At 72.4% G+C, this 19,126-nt stretch carries 14 protein-coding genes; 3 read left to right on the top strand and 11 right to left on the bottom strand.

Features of this window, described 5'->3' with window-relative positions:
* Positions 1-1,362: glycoside hydrolase family 10 protein (locus tag ABD879_RS15165; RefSeq protein ID WP_345021870.1), on the top strand; the 1,362-nt coding region annotated here is incomplete at its 5' end.
* Between the two features lie 108 nt (positions 1,363-1,470).
* Here the strand turns inward: ABD879_RS15165 and ABD879_RS15160 are convergent.
* The 6 genes from ABD879_RS15160 to ABD879_RS15135 form a co-directional block, all read right to left on the bottom strand.
* Positions 1,471-2,748: an ABC transporter ATP-binding protein gene (locus ABD879_RS15160; protein ID WP_345021868.1), complete on the bottom strand. Its 1,278-nt coding sequence runs from the start codon at positions 2,746-2,748 to the stop codon at positions 1,471-1,473.
* A 227-nt stretch (positions 2,749-2,975) separates the two neighbouring features.
* The gene (locus tag ABD879_RS15155) at positions 2,976-3,992 is read right to left on the bottom strand and encodes a LacI family DNA-binding transcriptional regulator (RefSeq protein ID WP_285495356.1); all 1,017 of its coding nucleotides are present in this window, start codon (positions 3,990-3,992) and stop codon (positions 2,976-2,978) included.
* Between the two features lie 166 nt (positions 3,993-4,158).
* Positions 4,159-5,589 carry a GH1 family beta-glucosidase gene (locus ABD879_RS15150; protein WP_345021864.1) on the bottom strand — a complete coding sequence of 477 codons (1,431 nt, stop codon included), beginning with the start codon at positions 5,587-5,589 and terminating at the stop codon, positions 4,159-4,161.
* On the bottom strand, positions 5,586-6,476 hold the full coding sequence (locus tag ABD879_RS15145; RefSeq protein WP_345021862.1) for a carbohydrate ABC transporter permease: 891 nt from the start codon (positions 6,474-6,476) through the stop codon (positions 5,586-5,588). Before ABD879_RS15145 ends, ABD879_RS15150 begins: the two co-directional genes overlap by 4 nt.
* Positions 6,473-7,462, bottom strand: a complete 990-nt coding sequence (locus ABD879_RS15140; RefSeq protein WP_345021860.1) for a carbohydrate ABC transporter permease — start codon at positions 7,460-7,462, stop codon at positions 6,473-6,475. The genes ABD879_RS15145 and ABD879_RS15140 overlap by 4 nt, the downstream gene beginning before the upstream one ends.
* A gap of 243 nt (positions 7,463-7,705) precedes the next feature.
* Positions 7,706-9,031 (bottom strand): ABC transporter substrate-binding protein, encoded by a 1,326-nt coding sequence (locus ABD879_RS15135; protein ID WP_345021858.1) that lies wholly within the window; start codon positions 9,029-9,031, stop codon positions 7,706-7,708.
* Positions 9,032-9,312: 281 nt separating this feature from the next.
* On the opposite strand from ABD879_RS15135, the gene ABD879_RS15130 reads away from it, so the two are divergent.
* On the top strand, positions 9,313-10,575 hold the full coding sequence (locus tag ABD879_RS15130) for a glycoside hydrolase family 6 protein (RefSeq protein WP_345021856.1): 1,263 nt from the start codon (positions 9,313-9,315) through the stop codon (positions 10,573-10,575).
* A gap of 103 nt (positions 10,576-10,678) precedes the next feature.
* Here the strand turns inward: ABD879_RS15130 and ABD879_RS15125 are convergent, their stop codons facing one another.
* The 5 genes from ABD879_RS15125 to ABD879_RS15105 form a co-directional block, all read right to left on the bottom strand.
* A complete protein-coding gene (locus ABD879_RS15125; protein WP_345021854.1) occupies positions 10,679-11,731 on the bottom strand; it encodes a LacI family DNA-binding transcriptional regulator in 1,053 nt (350 codons plus the stop codon).
* Between the two features lie 9 nt (positions 11,732-11,740).
* Entirely contained in the window at positions 11,741-13,402 is a 1,662-nt protein-coding gene (locus ABD879_RS15120) for a glycoside hydrolase family 13 protein (RefSeq protein WP_345021852.1), read from the bottom strand.
* Positions 13,403-13,478: 76 nt separating this feature from the next.
* Positions 13,479-14,309 (bottom strand): carbohydrate ABC transporter permease, encoded by an 831-nt coding sequence (locus ABD879_RS15115; protein WP_345021850.1) that lies wholly within the window; start codon positions 14,307-14,309, stop codon positions 13,479-13,481.
* Positions 14,306-15,292, bottom strand: coding sequence for a carbohydrate ABC transporter permease (locus tag ABD879_RS15110; RefSeq protein ID WP_345021848.1), 987 nt, complete (start codon positions 15,290-15,292; stop codon positions 14,306-14,308). Before ABD879_RS15110 ends, ABD879_RS15115 begins: the two co-directional genes overlap by 4 nt.
* Before the next feature lie 19 nt (positions 15,293-15,311).
* Positions 15,312-16,604, bottom strand: coding sequence for an ABC transporter substrate-binding protein (locus ABD879_RS15105; protein WP_345021847.1), 1,293 nt, complete (start codon positions 16,602-16,604; stop codon positions 15,312-15,314).
* Between the two features lie 378 nt (positions 16,605-16,982).
* Here ABD879_RS15105 and ABD879_RS15100 point away from each other — a divergent pair, with 378 nt between their 5' ends.
* Positions 16,983-19,124, top strand: coding sequence for an alpha-amylase family glycosyl hydrolase (locus ABD879_RS15100; protein ID WP_345021845.1), 2,142 nt, complete (start codon positions 16,983-16,985; stop codon positions 19,122-19,124).
* Positions 19,125-19,126 lie beyond the last annotated feature (2 nt).

Raw genomic sequence — 19,126 nt, 5'->3', positions numbered from 1 at the left:
GCCGTCGCGCCCGCGCCGCCGGCGGCCGCGGCGCCCGCCGCGGCGGGCGTCGCGGCCGCCGCAGAGCCCACGCTCGGCGAGCTGGCCGCCGCCAAGAACCGCTACTTCGGGTCGGCCACCGACAATCCCGAGCTCAGCGACGCCCCGTACGTGTCCATTCTCAGCAGCGAGTTCAGCTCCATCACCCCCGGCAACTCGATGAAGTGGGACGCCACCGAACCGCAGCGGGGGCAGTTCAACTTCAGCGGCGGGGACGCCATCGTGGAACTGGCCCAGCGCAACGGGCAGCAGGTGCGCGGGCACACGCTCGTCTGGCACAGCCAGCTGCCCGGCTGGGTGTCCAACGGCAACTTCTCCGCCACCGAGCTGCGGTCCATCCTGCAGAACCACGTCACCACCGTCGCGTCCCACTACAAGGGCAAGGTCGCGCACTGGGACGTGGTGAACGAGCCGCTGAACGAGGACGGCACCCTCCGCGACAGCGTCTTCTCGCGCACGCTGGGGGAGAGCTACATCGCCGACGCCTTCCGCGCCGCCCGCGCCGCCGACCCCGACGCCAAGCTCTACATCAACGACTACAACATCGACGGAATCGGCGCCAAGAGCGACGGCATGTACCGGCTCGTCAGCTCGCTGCTGGAGCAGGGCGTGCCCATCGACGGCGTCGGCTTCCAGGGGCATCTGGCGCTGCAGTACGGCTTCCCGTCCCGCATGCAGGAGAACCTGCAGCGCTTCGCCGACCTCGGCCTGGACGTCGCCATCACCGAGCTCGACATCCGCATGCAGCTGCCAGCCGACAGCACCAAGCTCGCCACCCAGGCCACCTGGTACTCCGACGTGACCAAGGCGTGCCTGGCCGTGTCCCGCTGCGTCGGCATCACCATCTGGGACTACACCGACAAGTACTCCTGGATCCCCGGCGTGTTCCCCGGCGAGGGCGCCGCGCTGCCCTGGGACGAGAACCTGCAGCCCAAGCCCGCCTACGACGCGCTGCGCGTCGCCCTGGGCGGCACCCCCGGCGGCGGCGACCCCGACCCGGTGGCGTCCTGCAGGGTGACCTACGCGGTCACCAACCAGTGGAACACCGGCTTCACCGCGTCCGTCACCATCACCAACACCGGCAGCACCGCCATCAACGGGTGGACCCTGACGTTCGACCTGCCCGCCGGGCAGCGCGTGGACCAGGGCTGGAGTGCCCAGTGGTCGCAGTCGGGGACGACCGTCACCGCCGTGAACGCCTCCTGGAACGGCACGCTCGCCCCCGGCGCGTCCACCTCCATCGGGTTCAACGGCACCCACGACGGCCAGGCGACCGCGCCCACCGCGTTCACCCTCAACGGCACCGTCTGCACCACCGCCTAGAAGAACCGGCGGCCCCAGAACCGGGCGCCGCGGCCCGTTAGCGACGGTGACCCCTCTCCGCAGCGGCCCGCGGCGCCCTTCCACGTCCGCCCGGGGGACCCGCCCGGCTCAGCGCTGGACGGGATCGATGCGGCGGCCGTCCTGGCCGAAGAACAGCGCCCGCGACACGTCCAGCGCCAGCCGCACCGGCGCCCCGACCTGCTGCCCGTGCCCGGACCTCAGCCGCACCACCAGGTCCGACCGGCGGTGCGCGCCCACATGATCGGACGCCGGCGCGGGCTCCCCGCGGCGGTTCCCCAGCCGCAGCAGCGAACGGACCCGGTCCAGCACCGCCGGCTCGGTGCGCGGGGCCGCGTCCTGCGCCGGCCGCTCCGCGCCGAGCAGGTCGCGGTCGACCACCGGCACGTCCGTCTCCACGTGCGCCAGCCACTCGTGCCCGTGGTACTCCAGCGCGCGCAGCCGCCCCGACAGCTCGGCGCCCCCGTCCGGCCCCTCCACGGGCCACAGCGCGTCGGCGCGCACCCCCACGACGATCGGCATGCCGTGGTGGCGCGCCAGGTGCTCCACCCGCGGATCGGTCCACGGCAGCCGCAGCTCCTGGCCGCCCAGGTCGATGCTGACGCTGCCCTCGCCCAGCTGCGCGTAGACGGTCCCGGTGAGCAGGTTGATCTGCGGGGCGCCCAGGAACGCGGCGGTGAACGCGGTGGCGGGGTCCTCGTACACCTGGGTCGGGGTGCCGAGGTCCTCCAGGCGCCCGTCGCGCAGCACCGCGATCCGGTCGGCCAGCGTCAGCGCCTCCACCTGGTCGTGGGTGACGTACACGGTGGTCACGCCGAGGCCGCGCACCAGCGCGCCGATCTCCAGCCGCAGGTCGGTGCGCAGCGCCGCGTCCAGATTGGACAGCGGCTCGTCCATCAGGAACACCGACGGCTCGCGGATGATCGCCCGGCCCATCGCCACCCGCTGCCGCTGCCCGCCCGACAGGCTGCCGGGCAGCCGGTCCAGCGTCTGGTCGATCTTCAGGGCGCGCGACAGCTCGACCACCTTGGCCCGGATCTCGGCCGGGTCCTCGCCCGCCAGCTCCAGCGGGAACGCCAGGTTGCCGTGGATGCTGCGGTGCGGGTACAGCGCGCCGTTCTGGAACACCATCGCCACGTTGCGCTCGCGCGGCGGCAGGTCGGTGGCCGGCCGGTCGTCCAGCCACAGCTCGCCGCCGCTGGGCTGCTCCAGACCGGCGATGATGCGCAGGATGGTCGACTTGCCGCAGCCGGACGGGCCGAGCAGCACCAGCAGCTCGCCGTCGCGGACGTGCAGGCTCAGGTCGCGCACCGCGCGCACCCCGCCCGGATAGACCTTGCTCACCGATTCGAGGGTGACTGCGGCCATCGCTGCACCTAAGGTCGGGGGTCATGGGCGCGGCAGCACCGCGCCCTTTCGGGGTGGGTCCGGCCGTGCCCCCCCTCACCGGCGGCGCCCTCGCGTGGCGCATGCGATACGGCGTCCGCCGCACGGACCGAGGTACCCGCAAGTACACCGTGATGTACGCCACTTTGTCCAGTATGACGCGCGGGTTCGGGCAGGTGGCCGCGCGCCCGCGGGGGCGCGCGGCGCACTCACGCCGACTCGCGCAGCACCAGGTGGGTCTGCAAGATCACCACCGGCTCGGCCACGGCCTCGCCCCGGATCCGCGACACCAGCAGCCGCGCCATGCTGCGGCCCATCTCCTCCACCGACTGGTGGACGGTGGTCAGCGGGGGATCGGCCACCGGGGCGCTGGCCGAGTCCTCGAAGCCGATCACCGCCACGTCCTCGGGGATGCGGCGCCCTCGCTTCTTCAGCACCCGCATCGCGCCCAGCGCCATCGGGTCGTCGGCGGCGAACACCGCGTCCAGGTCCGGGGCGATCTCCAGCAGCTCCTCGGCGGCGGCGACCCCGCTGGCCTCGCTGAAGTCGCCGTACACCACCAGCTCGGGCAGGCCCGCCTCGGCCAGCGCCTCCCGGTACCCGGCCAGCCGGTCGATGCCCACGCCCATGTCCTGCGGCCCGGCGACGGTGGCGATGCGCCGCCGCCCCTGGTCCAGCAGGTACTGCACGGCGCGGCGGGCGCCGTCGCGGTTGTCGACGTCGACGTAGCTGACCGGGGACAGGCCCGGGGGCCGCCCGCCCAGCACGGTCGGCACCCCGTTGGCCTCCAGCTTGGCCGGCAGCGGGTCGTCGGCGTGCAGCGAGGTCAGCAGCACCCCGTCGACGTGCTGCCCGGTCAGGTACTGCTCCAGCCGGGCGTACTCGTCGGGGGACTGCGCCAGCGCCAGCAGCAGCTGCAGCCCGGTGGCGTTCAGCTCCGAGCTGATGCCGCGGGTGATCCCGGCGAAGAACGGCTCGTCGAACACCCGCAGCTCGGACTCGGCCACCACCAGCGCCACCGTGTCGGTCCGCCGCGTGACCAGGGTGCGGGCCGCCCGGTTCGGCACGTATCCCAGCTCGTCGATCGCGCGCAGCACCGCTTCGCGGGCCCGGCGGCTCACCCGCGGCGAGCCGTTGATGACCCGCGACACGGTGCCGCGCCCGACCCCGGCCCGCGCGGCGACCTCCTCCAGCGTGGGCCGGTCCGACGGGCGTCTCACCGCCATGGGCGTCCCGCCGTCCGCGCGGCCGCGCCGGGCCTGCCTCCGAGCCCCCGTCCGAGCCCCTGCACGGGCCCCCGTCCGAGCCTCCGCACGAACCCGGTGTCCGGTGCCCGTCCGGGCACCCTGGTCTCCCGCATCTGTTCCGGCCCCTTCATCGCGTGCGACGCCGTCAGCGGCGGTCCGGCAGTCCGCCCTGCCGGATCACCCTCGAGTACCAGCGTGCGCTCTCCTTGGGCACCCGGCGCTGGGTGGCGTAGTCGACGTGCACCAGCCCGAAGCGCTTGGAGTACCCCCATGCCCACTCGAAATTATCCAGAAGCGACCAGGTGAAATAGCCGCGCAGGGGCACGCCCTCGGCGATCGCGTCGTGGCAGGCGCGCAGGTGCGCCTCCAGGTAGGCGATGCGGTCGGTGTCATTGAGGGGCAGGTCGCCGTTGGGGGTCTCGTCGTAGCCCGCGCCGTTCTCGGTGATGTACAGCGCGACCGGCGGGTACTCGCGGTGCAGCCGCATCAGCAGCTCGTGCAGGCCGGTCTCGTCGATCTCCCAGCCCATGCCGGTGACCGGGCGGCCGCCGTCGACGAACCGCACGAACTCGCTGCCCACCCACGGGGAGTGGCCGGAGAACGGGGACGTCGCCGCCTGGGTGGCCTCGCCCGGCGTGCCCGCCACGGTGAACCGGGAGTAGTAGTTGACGCCGAGCTGGTCGAGCCGCTGGTTGATCACCGCCAGGTCGCCGTCCCGCACGCACGCGTCGAAGTCGTGCCCCTCCAGGTCGGCCAGCACGTCGGCCGGGTAGGAGCCGCGCAGCAGCGGGTCCAGGAAGAACCGGTTCTGCATGCCGTCGATGCGGCGCGCCGCGTCCAGGTCGGCCTCGGACCGGGTCGCCGGGGAGACGGCGTACAGGTTGACGGCGGCGCCGAACCGGTTCTGCGGGCGGCGGGCGCGCATCGCCTCGACCGCCAGGCCGTGCCCGAGCATCAGGTGGTGCGCGGCGCGCAGCGCGGCGGCCGGCTCCCTACGACCGGGCGCATGCTCCCCCGAGGCGTACCCCAGGAACGCCGCGCACCACGGCTCGTTGATCGTCATCCACTGCGACACCCGGTCGCCGAGCGCCGCGTGCACCTCGCCGGCGTAGTCGGCGAACCGGTGCGCGGTGTCGCGCTCGGGCCAGCCGCCGGCGTCCTCCAGCGGCTGCGGCAGGTCCCAGTGGTAGAGGGTCGGCCACGGCTCGATGCCCGCCTCCAGCAGGGCGTCCACCAGGCGGCGGTAGAAGTCCAGGCCCGCGGGGTTGAGCCGGCCGGCGCCGGACGGCTGCACGCGCGGCCAGGACACCGAGAACCGGTAGGCGGTCAGGCCCAGTTCGGCCATGAGCGCCACGTCCTCGCGGAACCGGTGGTAGTGGTCGACCGCCACGTCGCCGGTGTCGCCGCCCAGCACCTTGCCGGGCGTGCGGCAGAAGGTGTCCCAGATGGACGGCCCGCGGCCGTCCTCGGCGGCGGCGCCCTCGATCTGGTAGGCCGCGGTGGCGGCGCCCCAGCGGAACCCCGCGGGGAACGCGACGGCGGGCGCGGGTTCGGAGCTGTGCTGTACGGAGGTCACGCCTTGATCGCACCTTCCATGATTCCGCCGATGATCTGGCGGCCGAACAGGATGAAGACGATGAGCAGCGGAAGGATGGCCAGCGTCGTCCCGGCGAACATGAGCGTGTAGTCCTTGAAGTAGGCGTTCGCCAGGTTGTTGATGGACAGCTGGACGGTCGGGTTCTCGGGGTTGAGCACCGCCAGCGGCCACATGAACTCGTTCCAGGTCTGCATGAACGTGAACAGGCCCAGCACGCCCGCCGCGGGCCGCAGCGCGGGCAGCACGACCCGCCAGTACAGGCCGAAGGTGGTGCAGCCGTCCACCCGGGCGGCCTCGATCAGCTCGTCGGGCACCGCCTGGTCGGCGTACTGGCGCATCATGAACACGCCGAATCCGGTGACCAGGAACGGCACGATGACCGCCTGCAGCCGGTTCTGCCAGCCCAGCTCCACCATGATCATGTAGAGCGGGATGATGCCCATCTGCACCGGGATCATCATGGTCGCGATGATCACCAGCAGCAGCGCGTTCTTGCCGCGGAAGCGCAGCTTGGCGAAGGCGAACCCGGCCAGCGAGGCGAAGAACACCGTGGAGACGGTGACGCACGACGACACGATCGCCGAGTTGACCAGGCCCTTGGCGAAGTAGGCGTCGGGGTTGTCGAACAGCCGGCCCACGTTGTCGCCGAAGTTGCCGCCGGGCGTCATCGGCGGCGGCACGGCGCCCACCACCTCGTTGCCGCGGGTGGCGACGATGATCATCCAGTAGATCGGGAAGATCGACAGCACCAGCGCGGCGATCAGCGTGAGATAGGTCAGCGGGCTGGCGTCCCACAGCCCGCGCAGCCGCCCGGAGCGGCGCCGCGCGCCGCCGGACCGGCCCGGCCGGGACAGCACGGCGGTCATCGCGCCCCTCCCGCACGCCGGACGAACAGGAAGTTGAGCAGCGAGAAGACGATGATCATCAGGAAGAGCATCCAGGCGATCGCCGCGCCGTAGCCGTAGGCGTCGCTACGGAACGCGTTGTCGAACATGTACATGGCGACGGTCTGGTACTGGTGCACCGGACCGCCGTCCATCCGGCCGCTGCCGAACAGCACCGGCTCGGTGAACAGCTGCAGGCCGCCGATCGTGGAGATGATGACGGTGAAGATGATGGTGGGCCGCAGCATCGGCACGGTGATCTGCCAGAACTGGCGCACCCGGGAGGCGCCGTCGATGGCCGCCGCCTCGTACAGGTCCTTGGGGATGGCCTGCATGGCGGCCAGGTAGATCAGCGCGTTGTAGCCGGTCCACCGCCAGTCGACCATCGCCGAGATCGCCACCCAGGACCAGCCGCGGGAGGCCTGCCAGTCGATCGGGTCGATGCCGACCTGGCCGAGCAGCCAGTTGACCACGCCGTAGTCGCGGGCGAACAGCTGGGCGAACACGATCGCCACCGCCGCGGTCGAGGTCACCATCGGGGCGACCACGCCGATGCGGTAGAAGGTGCTGGCGCGCAGCCGCCGGTTCAGCAGGTTGGCCACCCACAGCGCCAGCAGCAGCTGCGGCACCGTGGACATGAAGAAGATCCCGATCGTGTTGACGACCGAGTGCCAGAACGCCTCGTCGCCGAGCAGCTCGCGGTAGTTCTGCAGCCCGGTGAACTCCCGCAGGCCGGAGGCCAGCTCCCAGTCGTGCAGGGACACCCACACGGTGAAGACCAGCGGGAACGCGCCGAAGATCAGGAAGACGATGTAGAAGGGCGAGATGAACAGGTAGGGCGAGGCCCGCATGTCGAGCCACGCGAGACGGGTCCGCCAGCCGCGGCGGGGCGCGCCGGGCGGAGCGGACCGCTGCGCTCGGCCCGCCCGGTGGCGCCCGGAGCTCGCCGGGCGCACGTCGACGCTCATGAAACGTCCTTTCTGGGCGTCGGGGGGATTCGTCGGATGGTGCGGCGCGCCTGCGACGCGTCGGTGCGGCGCCCGCCTCCCCGCGGGGGGCGGGCGCCGGACGGGGCCGGAGGAAGCGGCGGCGGCGCGGTGGGGCGGTCTTCTGCTGCGCCACCGCCGCGGCCCCCTGGGCCTGCGCGCTTCCGGGGCCGGGACGGTATCCGGGGTCTCCCGGCCCGTCGCGGCTCCCGGGAGGCGCGGGCGTTACCTGGCCGCCTTGGTGGCGGCTTCGACGGCGCGGTTCCAGGCGTCGGACGCCTTGATCTGACCCTGGCCGACGCCGAGGAGCACGTCCTCGACGTCCTCACGCACGTCCTCGTTCTTCGGGCCGAGGTGCAGCGGCTTGACCGCGCCGGCCATCTCGCTGAAGATCTTGCCGATCGGCGCGTCCCCGAAGTAGGGGTTGGTCTTGCCGGTCACCGCCGGGTCCTGCTGGGCCTGCGGCGAGGACGGGAAGGTGTTCTTGTCCTTGAACGCGGCCAGCTGGCCCTGCGGGCTGGTCAGGAACTTGGCCAGCTCGGCGGCCTCCTTGGGGTGCTTGCTCTGCTTGGGCACCGCCAGCCAGGAGCCGCCCCACACGCCGGCGCCGCCGGGCAGCTTGGCCACGTCCCACTTGCCCTTGCCGTAGTCGCCGGAGAACTCCTCGATGCCGCCGAGCATCCAGGCGGGGCAGGGCAGCGTGGCGAAGGTGTCGCGCTTGAGGGCGGTCTGCCACTCGGGCGTGAAGATCCGCATGTTGGCGGTCAGGTTCTCGGTCTGGAAGCGCAGCGTGAGGTCGAACGCCGTCTTGACCGCCGCGTTGCTGGAGAACACCAGGTTGTCGTTGTTGTCGAAGTAGGTGTAGCCGACGGTCTTGCCGCCCTCCTGCGACACGGCGGTGCGCCAGATGGCGGTCGGCCCGTCCAGCCACTTGGTCTTGGGCACCTTCGCCTGGAACTTCTTGCCCGTCTCCAGGAAGCCGTTCCAGTCCGGCCACAGGTTGGACACCTCGTCGCGGTCCGTGGGCAGCCCGGCCTTCTCGAACAGGTCCTTGCGGTAGCACATGCCCATCGGGCCGATGTCGGTGCCCAGGCCGACCAGCTGCTTGCCGTCGGCGGTGATGCCCATCTTCCACTTCCAGGGCAGGAAGTTCTTCTCCAGCGACGCACCGCCGTAGTCGAACAGGTTGACGAAGCGGTTGGCCTGCTGCATGTAGGTGGGCAGGATGCCCTCCTCCAGCGCGACCACGTCGCCCGCGCCGCTGCCGGTGGCCATCCACTGCTGCAGGCGCGGCTTGAACTGGTCGAGCTCGGCGACCTTGCGCTGCCGGATCTTGATGTTGGGGTGGGACGCCTCGTACTGCTTGTACAGCCCCTCGTAGCCGAACTCGCCGAAGACGTCGACGGTGAGTTCGATCGTGCCGCCGGACGAGCCGTTGTCGTCGTCCCCGCCGCCGCAGGCGGAGGTGGCGGCGAGAATCCCGGCGAGCACGGCGGCCAGGCCAGTTCTCAGTCCCCTGCCGCCGGGGACGCGGCGCGTGGTGGCCCTCATTGGGGGACCCCTCTCGTTCGTGAAACGGGTGTGGGAGCGCTCCCACGAAGAAAAGACTGTGCTCCGCGTCACTGTCAATGGGTCGAAACACAACCGTTACGTTCGCGAAAACGGCTGGTACGCAACGTGTGGGAGCGCTCCCATCACATTCCGTAAGTAAGTCCTGGCTGTGGCTGTGCGGAGGGGTGCGCGCCAGCGGCCGGCGGTTGACAGGCGCCGCGCGGCCCGGGACTCTCGGGGAGTGGGAGCGCTCCCAAGCCGAGGAGCTTCGAGGAGCACGCATGAGAGCACGCATCGGACCCGCCGCGGTGGCGCTCGCCGCGCTCGCGGGCGCGATGGTGACGGGCACGGCCGCGTCCGCGCAGGCCACGGGGTCGCCTGCGCGGCACGTCCCGACCGCCGCGCCCGCCGCCGGCCACGCCCGCCCCGGCAACCCGCTGGACGGCCCCGTCCGCTTCTACGTCGAGCCCGACACCAACGCCGGGCGGCAGGCCGGGATCTGGGCGCGCGAAGGCCGCACCCGGGACGCGGCGTACATGCGAGCCCTGTCGCGGATCTCCCAGGCGGTGTGGTTCACCGGCGGAACACCGGACGAGGTGCGCGGGTCCGTCCGCGCCACGATGCGCGCCGCCGCACGGCAGAAGTCGGTGCCCGTCCTGGTCGCCTACTACGTGCCGGGCCGCGACTGCTCCCAGTACTCGGCGGGCGGCGCCCCGAACGAGCAGGCCTACCGCGCGTGGATCAGGGCGTTCGCCGAGGGCGTCGGCGGCGGCGAGGCCGTGGTGATCGTCGAGCCGGACGGCCTGGCGCTGCTGTCCAGCGAGCCCTGGTGCAACGAGGGCGGCGGCGGAACCACCGGGCAGCCGGAGGACATGTCCCTGGTCGAGGAGCGGTTCCGCGAGATCCGCTACGCGGTGGACACCTTCACCCGGCTGCCGCGCACCGGCGTCTACATCGACGCCGGCCACTCGGCCTGGCAGTCGATCAACGACTACGACGCCGGGTACGGGGAGCCGCGCGCCCAGCTCGGCATCGTCAGCCGCCTGCTGCGCGGCGGCATCGCCAAGGCCGACGGGTTCTTCCTCAACGTCTCCAACTACCGCGCCGACGCCGAGCTGGTGTCCTACGGCACCGACGTGGCCAAGTGCATCCGGTTCCGGCAGCGCACGGGCGCGGCGTCCTGCACGCCGGACGACCTGGCCGCCGAGCCCGCCGACCCGCGCCGGCTCACCCACTTCGTGATCGACACCAGCCGCAACGGGCAGGGGCCGTGGACCGCCCCGCCCGGCAAGTACACCGACCCGCAGGAGTGGTGCAACCCGCCCGGCCGCGGCCTGGGCGCGCGTCCCACGACCCGCACCGGCAACGGGCTGGTGGACGCCTTCCTGTGGGTGAAGCGGCCCGGCGAGTCCGACGGGCAGTGCACCCGCGGCACCCCCGGCCCCGCCGACCCCGAGTACGGGTCGGCCGACCCGGCCGCCGGCGAGTGGTGGCCGGAGTACGCCCTCGGGTTGGCTCAGCGGGCAGTTCCTCCCCTGCGCTGAGCACGGTCTCCCCCCGGGGGACGCGGGGAGGGGCGCGGGGCATGGGCCGCGCCCCTCCCCCCTCGCTTTCCGGCGCCCCGTCGCCTCGCGCGACGGGGCGCGGTCAGTCGCGCCGCCCGGCGGAGGCGTCGGCCGCCACCGGCAGGCGCGCCGGCGCGGGCGCGGTGGAGCGGCGCACGACCAGCTCCGGCCGGTACAGCAGCTCGGTGCGCGGGACCCGGCCGCCGCCGATCTCCTCCAGCAGCGTGCTCACCACCGCCAGCCCCATCTCCCGGACGGGCTGGCGGATGGTGGTCAGCGGCGGGTCCAGGTACGGGGTGAGCGGCGAGTCGTCGAACCCCACCACCGACACGTCCTCGGGCACTCGCAGGCCCCGGCCGCGCGCCCCGCGGACCGCGCCGATCGCGATGATGTCGCTGCCGCAGCAGATGGCGGTGCAGCCGAGGTCCAGCAGCCGCTGCGCCGCGGCCTGCCCGCCCTCCACCGTGAACAGCGTGTTGACGATCAGGTCGTCCACGTCGGTGACGCCCAGGTGCTCGGCCATGCCGCGGCGGAACCCCTCGGTCTTGCGGATCGAGGGGACGAACCGGTCCTGCCCGACGGCCAGGCCGATGCGCCGGTGGCCGAGCGAGGCCAGGTGCGCCACCGCCATCTCCAGCGACGTCACGTCGTCGTTGGAGATGAACGGCGCCTCGATGTCCTCGCGGTACCCGTTGACCAGCACGATCGGCAGACCGCGCTCGATCAGCCGCAGGTAGCGGGCGCGGTCGGAGCGCGAGTCGGCGTGCTCGCCGTTGACGAAGATGATCCCCGACACGCCGCGTTCCAGCAGCAGCTCGGTGTAGTCGTCCTCGCGGATGCCGCCCGGGGTCATCGCGCACAGCACCGCCGTGTACCCCGACAGCGCCAGGGTGTTCTCGATGACCTGCGCGAACGCCGGGAAGATGGGGTTGGTCAGCTCCGGCACGATCAGCCCGATCAGGCCGGTGCGCTGCTGGCGCAGCCGCGGCGGCCGCTCGTAGCCGAGCACGTCCAGCGCGGTGAGCACCGCCTGCCGGGTGGCCGGGGCCACGCCCGCCCGGCCGTTGAGTACCCGGCTCACGGTCGCCTCGCTCACTCCGGCGTGGGCGGCGATGTCGGCCAGGCGCATCGTCATGGCCACAACTTACCTGCCCCGGGCGGGATTTCCTCCCGTCGCCGGGGTGATCTCGCACCAGACGGCGGTGTCCGGCGGCAGGACGACCCGGTCGCCGTCCGGGCGGATCGGCCCGCTGGCCAGCAGCACCCGACCGTGCGCGGGGATCCGCACGGCGCCGCTCCCCATGTTGACCGCGCAGACCAGGCGGGGCGCGTCCGGGTCGGCGGGCTCGCGGGAGAACACCAGCGTGCCGGGCTCGCCGTCCAGCCAGCGCAGCTCCCCGTCGCCGAGCGCGGGGTGGCCGCGGCGGATCCGCAGGGCCGTGCGGTACAGCGACAGCATCGAGTCGGGGTCGGCGGACTGCCGCTCGACGGTCAGCTCCTTCCACTCGGGCGGGACGGGCAGCCAGCTGCCGCCCGGGCCGAACCCGAACGGCGGCTCGTCGCCGGACCACGGCAGCGGCACCCGGCAGCCGTCGCGCCCCGACTCGGGGTCGCGGCCGCGCTGGGGGTCCTGCAGATACTCCTCGGGCAGGTCGAGCACCTCGTTCAGGCCCAGCTCCTCGCCCTGGTAGATGTACGCCGAGCCGGGCAGCGCCAGCATCAGCAGCGCCGCCGCGCGCGCCCGCCGCCGCCCGACCGCGCCGTCGCCGTAGCGGGTGACGTGCCGCTTGACGTCGTGGTTGGACAGCACCCACGTGGTCGGGGCGCCCACCAGGCCGTTGGTGCGCAGCGACTCGGTGATGATCTCGCGCTTGGCGGCGGCGTCCCAGTCCGCGGTCAGGTAGTGGAAGTTGAACGCCTGGTGCAGCTCGTCGGGCCGCACGTACCGGGCCAGCCGCTCCGCCGTCGGCGCCCACGCCTCGGCGACCGCGATGCGCTCGCCGTCGTAGGAGTCCAGCAGCCGCCGCCAGGAGCGGTGGATCTCGTGCACGCCGTCCTGGTCGAAGTACGGCAGCACCTGCCGGCCGAGCATGGTCACCTGGCCGGCGTGGCCCACGTCGGGCAGGCCGGGCGCCTTGACCATGCCGTGCGCCACGTCCACCCGGAACCCGTCCACGCCGATGTCCAGCCAGAACCGCAGCACGTCCGCGAAGTCGGCGCGGACCTCGGGGTTCTCCCAGTTCAGGTCGGGCTGCTCGGGGGCGAACAGGTGCAGGTACCACTGGCCGTCGGGGACGCGCGTCCAGGCCGGGCCGCCGAACACCGACTCCCAGTCGTTGGGCGGCAGCTCCCCGCCGTCGCCGCGGCCGTCGCGGAAGATGTAGCGGTCGCGGGCGGGGGAGCCCGGCCCGGCCGCCAGCGCCTCCTGGAACCAGGCGTGCCGGTCGGAGGTGTGGTTGGGCACCACGTCCACGATGACCCGCAGCCCCAGCTCGTGGGCCTCGCCGACCAGCGCCCGCGCGTCGTCGAGGGTGCCGAAGACCGGGTCGACGTCGCGGTGGTCGGCCACGTCGTAGCCGAAGTCGGCCATCGGGGAGGCGTAGAACGGGGTGATCCACAACGCGTCCACGCCGAGCCCGGCCAGGTAGGGCAGCCGGGAGCGGATTCCGGGCAGGTCTCCGATGCCGTCCCCGTCGCCGTCGGCGAAGCTGCGGACGTACACCTGGTAGATGACCGCGTCGCGCCACCAGGCGGTGGCGGTGCCCGCGGGGCGGGCGGCGGGAGCGGTCTCGATGTGCTGCGTCATCAACATCCTCATCGGTGTGCGTGCGTTGCCGGTGCCGGCGCCGGCACCGGCGCGGGGGAGGCGCCGTGCGCGGCCGTCACTTGATGCCGCCGGCGGTGAGCCCGGCGACGATCCGCCGCTGGAACACCAGCACCATGACCACCAGCGGCACGGTGACGATCACCCCGGCCGCCATCTGGGTGCCGAACGGCTGGTCGAACCCGGTCACGCCGGTGAACTTGGAGATCGCCACGGTGGCGGTCTGCATCTCCTTCTCGTTCACCACCGACAGCGCGATGATGAACTCGTTCCAGGCCGCGATGAACGTGATGATCGCGGTGGTGAACACCCCCGGCGCGGCCAGCGGCACGATCACCCGGCGGAACGCCTGCCCGCGGGTGCAGCCGTCCACCATCGCCGCCTGCTCCAGCTCGAACGGCAGCTGCCGGAAGAACGCGGTCAGCAGCCAGACCGTCAGCGGCAGCGCGAACCCGAGGCTCGGCACGACCATGGCCTGGTAGGTGTTGATCCATCCGATGTCGGTGAACAGCTTCAGCAGCGGGACGAGCTGGGAGATGCCCGGGAACATGCTGGTGGCCACGATCAGGCCCAGCACCGCGTTCTTGAACGGGAACGTGAGCCGGGCCAGAGCATATGCGGTGAACACGCCTATCACCAGCGTGAGCACGGTGGTGATCCCGGCCACCACCAGGCTGTTGACCAGCGCACGGCCGAATCCGTTGCCGCCGGAGAACACCGCGGTGAAATTCTCCACAGACCAGCGGACGGGGACGAGCGTGTTGTCGAACTGGTCCTGCGGCCGCCGGAACGCCGAGACCACCATCCAGTAGAACGGCGCCAGGCAGAACGCCACCACCGCCGCGACGCCCGCGAACGGCGCCAGCCCGCGCACCCTTGCCGCGATCATGCCTTCCCCTTTCCGCGGGCCGCCCTGCGGGCCTGGCGGGCCTCGCCGATGATGTCGGCGCCCAGCAGCTTGACGAACAGGTACGCGATCAGCGCGATGTAGCCGAACAGGATGGTGGCGTACGCGGCGGCCGACCCGTACCGCAGGTTGCTCGCCTCGAACCACGACAGCATCGTCAGCGTCTCCACCGACCGCTTGTTGACACCGATCAGCACCGCGGGCAGGTCGAACATGCGCAGCGCGTCCAGCATCCGGAACAGCACCGCCACCAGCAGCGCCGGCCGCACCAGCGGCAGCGTGATCCACCAGAACCGCTGGAGTGCGGTCGCCCCGTCCACCCGGGCGGCCTCGTGCACCTCGCGGGGGATCAGCTGCAGCCCGGCCAGCACCAGCAGCCCGATGAACGGGGAGGTCTTCCACACCTCGGCGATGACGACGGCCAGCCGGGACGGCCACCCGTCCGCGGTCCACAGCACCTGGTGGCGGATGACCGCGTTGAACGCCCCGTCCGCCTGGAAGATCCACCGCCACAGCAGGCCGGAGATCGCCGTGGGGATCGCCCACGGCACCAGCACGCTGGCGCGCACCAGGCCGCGCCCCCGGAACGCCCGGTGCATGATCAGCGCCATGCCCACGCCGAGCAGCGTCTCCAGCGTCACGGTGGCCACGGTGAAGAACGTGGTGTTGCCGAAGGCGTTCCAGAACACCTCGGCGCGGTCCCCGGAGAAGACCGCGGTGTAGTTGTCCAGGCCGACGAACCGGTCGCCCTGCACGACGAACCCGTCGGCGTCCAGGCCCTGCCCGCGGGCGAACAGCGACTCGCGGAAACCGGCGAGCACGGGGTAGCCGACGACGAGCGCCAGCACCAGCAGCGTCGGCGCCAGCAGCAGCGCGGCCAGGCGCCGCGACCCGTCGCGGCCGCGGCGGCGGCCGCGGCGGGCGGCGGGCGCCGCGGTCCTGGTCTGGTCGAGCGTGGTGGTCATCAGGGTCTCTCCCGCGCGCTCAGGACGAGGCGATCTGGGTGAGCCTGCTCTGCAGGTCGGCCAGGGCCTTGTCGCTGCTCGTCCTGCCGCTGAGCGCGTCGTACACCGCGCCCTGGATCGCGGCGGTGACATCGCCGTACCGGACGGCCGCCGGACGCGGCTCGGCGTTCTCGATGGCGGTCTTCAGCGTCGGCAGGAACGGGTACTTCTTCACCAGTTCCGGGTCGTCGTAGAGCGCGGCGACCGTGGGCGCCTTGCCGGTGGCGAGGGCGTCGGCCTTCTGCTGCTTCGCGTCGGCCATGTACCGGATGAAGTCGAGCGCGGTCGCCTTGTTCGTGGCGAACGCCGAGATCGCGAAGTTGTGGCCGCCCAGGTTGGCCGTTCCGGGCCCGTTCCGCCCGGGGATGGGGGCGACGGCGAACTTCCCGGCGACCTTGGACGACCCGTCGTCGGCGTTGGCCAGTTCGTACTGGTACGGCCACTGCCGGTGGAACAGCAGCCGGCCCGCCTGGAAGTGGCGGCGGCCGCCCTCGCCGTCCAGGGTGAGCGCGGCGCGCGGCATGCGCCCGTCCTTCATCGCGTCGACCAGGAACCGCACCCCCGCCTGGGCCTGCGGGGAGGTGACGGCCGGCTTGCCGGACGCGTCGAGGATCGCGCCGCCGGCGCTGGCCACGGCCTCGGCGGTGGACACGGTGAGCCCCTCGTTCTTGCCGACCTCGGTGAGGAAGCAGTCGACGTCCTCGCCCTCCGGCAGCGCCTTGACCTTGTCGCACGCCGCCCACATCTCCGCCCACGTCTTCGGCGGCCCGGCCACGCCCGCCTTCTTCAGCAGGTCGGTGCGGTAGTACAGCAGCCCGGCGTCGGAGTTCAGCGGCATCGCGTACAGGCGGCCGCGGTACTCCCCGGTGGCCACCGTGGCCGGCAGCAGCGAGGCGAGGTCGAGCTCGTCCTTGGGCAGCTCGACCAGCCACCGGTTGGCGGCGAACTCGGCGGTCCACACCACGTCCAGGTTGAGCACGGTGTACGCGTCGGACCTGGTGGTGGCGTTCTGGACCATCTGCTGCCGCTGGTCGTTGGGCTCGTCGGGCAGCTCGATGATGCGGACCTTCTCCTGCGGGTGCGCGGCGTTCCACGCGTCGATCATCTTCTGCAGGTTGCCGGAGCGGTCCTTGCCGGTGGCGAACGTGATGGGGCCGCGCCCGGTGAGCCCGTCCTCGGCCTTCCCGCCGCCGTTCCCGTCGCCGTCGCCGCCGCACGCGGCGAGGGTCAGCGCGACTCCGGCGAGCATGCCGATCAGGGGTGTGCGCCGCATGGGACCTCCTCGTTCAGGGGCTCGTTCAGGGGCTCGTTCAGGGGCTTGGTCGGGGGCCGCGGGGGGTGGCCCGCCGCTGCCCTCCCGTCCGCTGGCAGGGGGGCCGGGACATAAGTCGGTTGTTGCCGGACGGTAGCAACGACTTTGCAGAACCGTAAAGACCTTGCAGAAATTTTCTGAAAGTGCTGCCTGACTCTGCGGTGGCGGGGAGGGGTTCTGTGGCCCGAGGGGGGTGAAACGGCACTTCCTGGAGGTGGTTGCCACTCCATGTGGTCGACGGCTTGCTGTAAGTCCATGCGGTAGTCTTGCAAGAGCTCTGCAAGCTTTGTAACTTCCCGGCAACCACCCCGACACGTTTCACCCGCCCGGGAGGCCCGCGTGGTCCGCTCTCCCCGATGCCGTCCCGCCGTCCGGCGGGGCACCGCCCTGGCCACCGCCGCCGTCGTCGCGTCTTGCCTCGTCCCCGCCCTCGCCCCGGCGGCCCTCGCCGCGCCCGGCGCGCCCGCCGACCGGCTGCTCGCCCGCACCGCCGTACGGCCCGCGCTCAGCCGCGAACGGTTCTACTTCGTCATGACCGACCGGTTCGCCAACGGAGACCGCCGCAACGACACCGGCGGGCTGTCCGGAGACCGCCTCGCCACCGGCCACGACCCCACCGACATCGGCTTCTACCACGGCGGAGACCTCGCCGGACTGATCTCCAGGCTCGACTACATCAAGGGCCTGGGCACCACCGCCGTCTGGATCACCCCGGTGTTCCGGAACCGGCCTGTGCAGGGGGAGGGCGCGAACGCCTCGGCGGGCTACCACGGCTACTGGATCACCGACTTCACCCGCATCGACCCGCACCTGGGCACCGACGAGGACATGAGACGGCTGGTTCGGGAGGCGCACCGGCGCGGGATGAAGGTCTTCTTCGACGTCATCACCAACCACACCGCCGACGGCATCGACTACGCCGAGAAGCAGTACGCCTACCGCGCCAAGGCCGACCACCCCTACCGCGACGCCGCCGGACGCCCCTTCGACGACCGCGACCACGCCCGCGGCGGCCGGCCCTTCCCCGAACTCGGGCCCGCCTCCTTCCCGTACACGCCGGTGCCGATCGAGGGTGTCACCAAGAACCCGTCCTGGCTCAACGACGTGCGGATGTACCACAACCGCGGCGACTCGACCTGGGAGGGCGAGAGCAACGAGTACGGCGACTTCGCCGGCCTGGACGACCTGTGGACCGAGCGCCCCGAGGTCGTCCGCGGCATGATCGACATCTATCGGACGTGGGTGCGCGGCGCCGGCGTCGACGGCTTCCGGATCGACACCGTCAAGCACGTCAACATGGAGTTCTGGCAGCGGTTCGCGCCCGAGATGCGCGCCTTCGCCCGCCGCGTCGGCACCGAGGACTTCTTCATGTTCGGCGAGGCCTACAGCGACGACCCGTCGTTCATCTCCCGCTACTCCACCGCCGGCCGCATGGACGCGGTGCTGGACTTCCCCTTCCAGTCCGCCGCCCGCGCCTACGCCTCCCAGGGCGCCGGTGCCGAGGTGCTCAGCCGCCTCTACCGCGCCGACGACGTCTACACCGACGCCGACTCCAACGCCTACTCGCTGCCGACCTTCCTCGGCAACCACGACATGGGCCGCATCGGGTACTTCCTCAAGCAGGACAACCCGGGCGCGTCGGACGCCGAGCTGCTGCGCCGCGACCTGTTCGCCCATGAGCTGATGTACCTGACGCGCGGCCAGCCGGTCGTCTACTACGGCGACGAGCAGGGCTTCACCGGCCGGGGCGGCGACAAGGCGGCCCGCGCCCCGATGTTCGCCGCCAAGGCCGCGCAGTACCTGGCCGACGACCTGATCGGCACCGACGCCACCCACGCCCGCGCCAACTTCGACACCGGCCACCCGCTCTACCGGGGCATCCGGACGCTGGCCGACCTCACCGCCCGGCATCCGGCGCTGCGCGACGGCGCCCAGATCGAACGGCTCGCACAGGGCGGCGTCTACGCCTTCTCCCGCATCGACGCCCGCGACCAGGTCGAATACGTCGTCGCCCTCAACAACGGCGCCGCGCCGCAGCGGGCCGCCGTCCCGACGTACTCGGCGGGCATGGCGTTCACCCCGATCTACCCCAAGCCGGGGGCCAGGGCGACCAGCGACTCCGGCGGGCGGCTGACCGTCACCGTCCCCGCCCGCTCGGCCGTCGTCTACCGGGCCGCCGGCCGCCTGGCCGCGCCCGCCGCCCGGCCCTCGGTCTCCCTGCGGCTCCCCGCGGCGCTCGGCGGCCGCGCCGAGATCGCCGCCGCCGTCCCCGGCGACGGCTTCGACCAGGTCACCTTCGCCGCCAAGGTCGGCGGCGGCCCGTGGCGGGTGCTGGGCACCGACGACGCCCGCCCGTTCCGCGTCTTCCACGACCTCGCCGGCGTCCCCGCCGGAACCCCGGTCGCCTACAAGGCCGTCGTCCGCGACTCCGCGGGCCGCACCGCCTCCGCCCAGGCCCGCGGCACCGTCGGCGGGCGGTGACC

The organism is Actinomadura keratinilytica, assembly GCF_039539665.1.
GTDB classification, from domain to species: Bacteria; Actinomycetota; Actinomycetes; order Streptosporangiales; family Streptosporangiaceae; genus Spirillospora; species Spirillospora keratinilytica.
This window is presented reverse-complemented; position numbering and strand designations above follow the sequence as displayed.

Coding starts and splice junctions, on each gene's coding strand:
- ABD879_RS15160 (WP_345021868.1), bottom strand. CDS start 2,748: ATGGCCGCAGTCACCCTCGAATCGGTGAGCAAGGTCTATCCGGGCGGG.
- ABD879_RS15155 (WP_285495356.1), bottom strand. CDS start 3,992: ATGGCGGTGAGACGCCCGTCGGACCGGCCCACGCTGGAGGAGGTCGCC.
- ABD879_RS15145 (WP_345021862.1), bottom strand. CDS start 6,476: ATGACCGCCGTGCTGTCCCGGCCGGGCCGGTCCGGCGGCGCGCGGCGC.
- ABD879_RS15140 (WP_345021860.1), bottom strand. CDS start 7,462: ATGAGCGTCGACGTGCGCCCGGCGAGCTCCGGGCGCCACCGGGCGGGC.
- ABD879_RS15135 (WP_345021858.1), bottom strand. CDS start 9,031: ATGAGGGCCACCACGCGCCGCGTCCCCGGCGGCAGGGGACTGAGAACT.
- ABD879_RS15130 (WP_345021856.1), top strand. CDS start 9,313: ATGAGAGCACGCATCGGACCCGCCGCGGTGGCGCTCGCCGCGCTCGCG.
- ABD879_RS15125 (WP_345021854.1), bottom strand. CDS start 11,731: ATGACGATGCGCCTGGCCGACATCGCCGCCCACGCCGGAGTGAGCGAG.
- ABD879_RS15120 (WP_345021852.1), bottom strand. CDS start 13,402: ATGACGCAGCACATCGAGACCGCTCCCGCCGCCCGCCCCGCGGGCACC.
- ABD879_RS15115 (WP_345021850.1), bottom strand. CDS start 14,309: ATGATCGCGGCAAGGGTGCGCGGGCTGGCGCCGTTCGCGGGCGTCGCG.
- ABD879_RS15110 (WP_345021848.1), bottom strand. CDS start 15,292: ATGACCACCACGCTCGACCAGACCAGGACCGCGGCGCCCGCCGCCCGC.
- ABD879_RS15105 (WP_345021847.1), bottom strand. CDS start 16,604: ATGCGGCGCACACCCCTGATCGGCATGCTCGCCGGAGTCGCGCTGACC.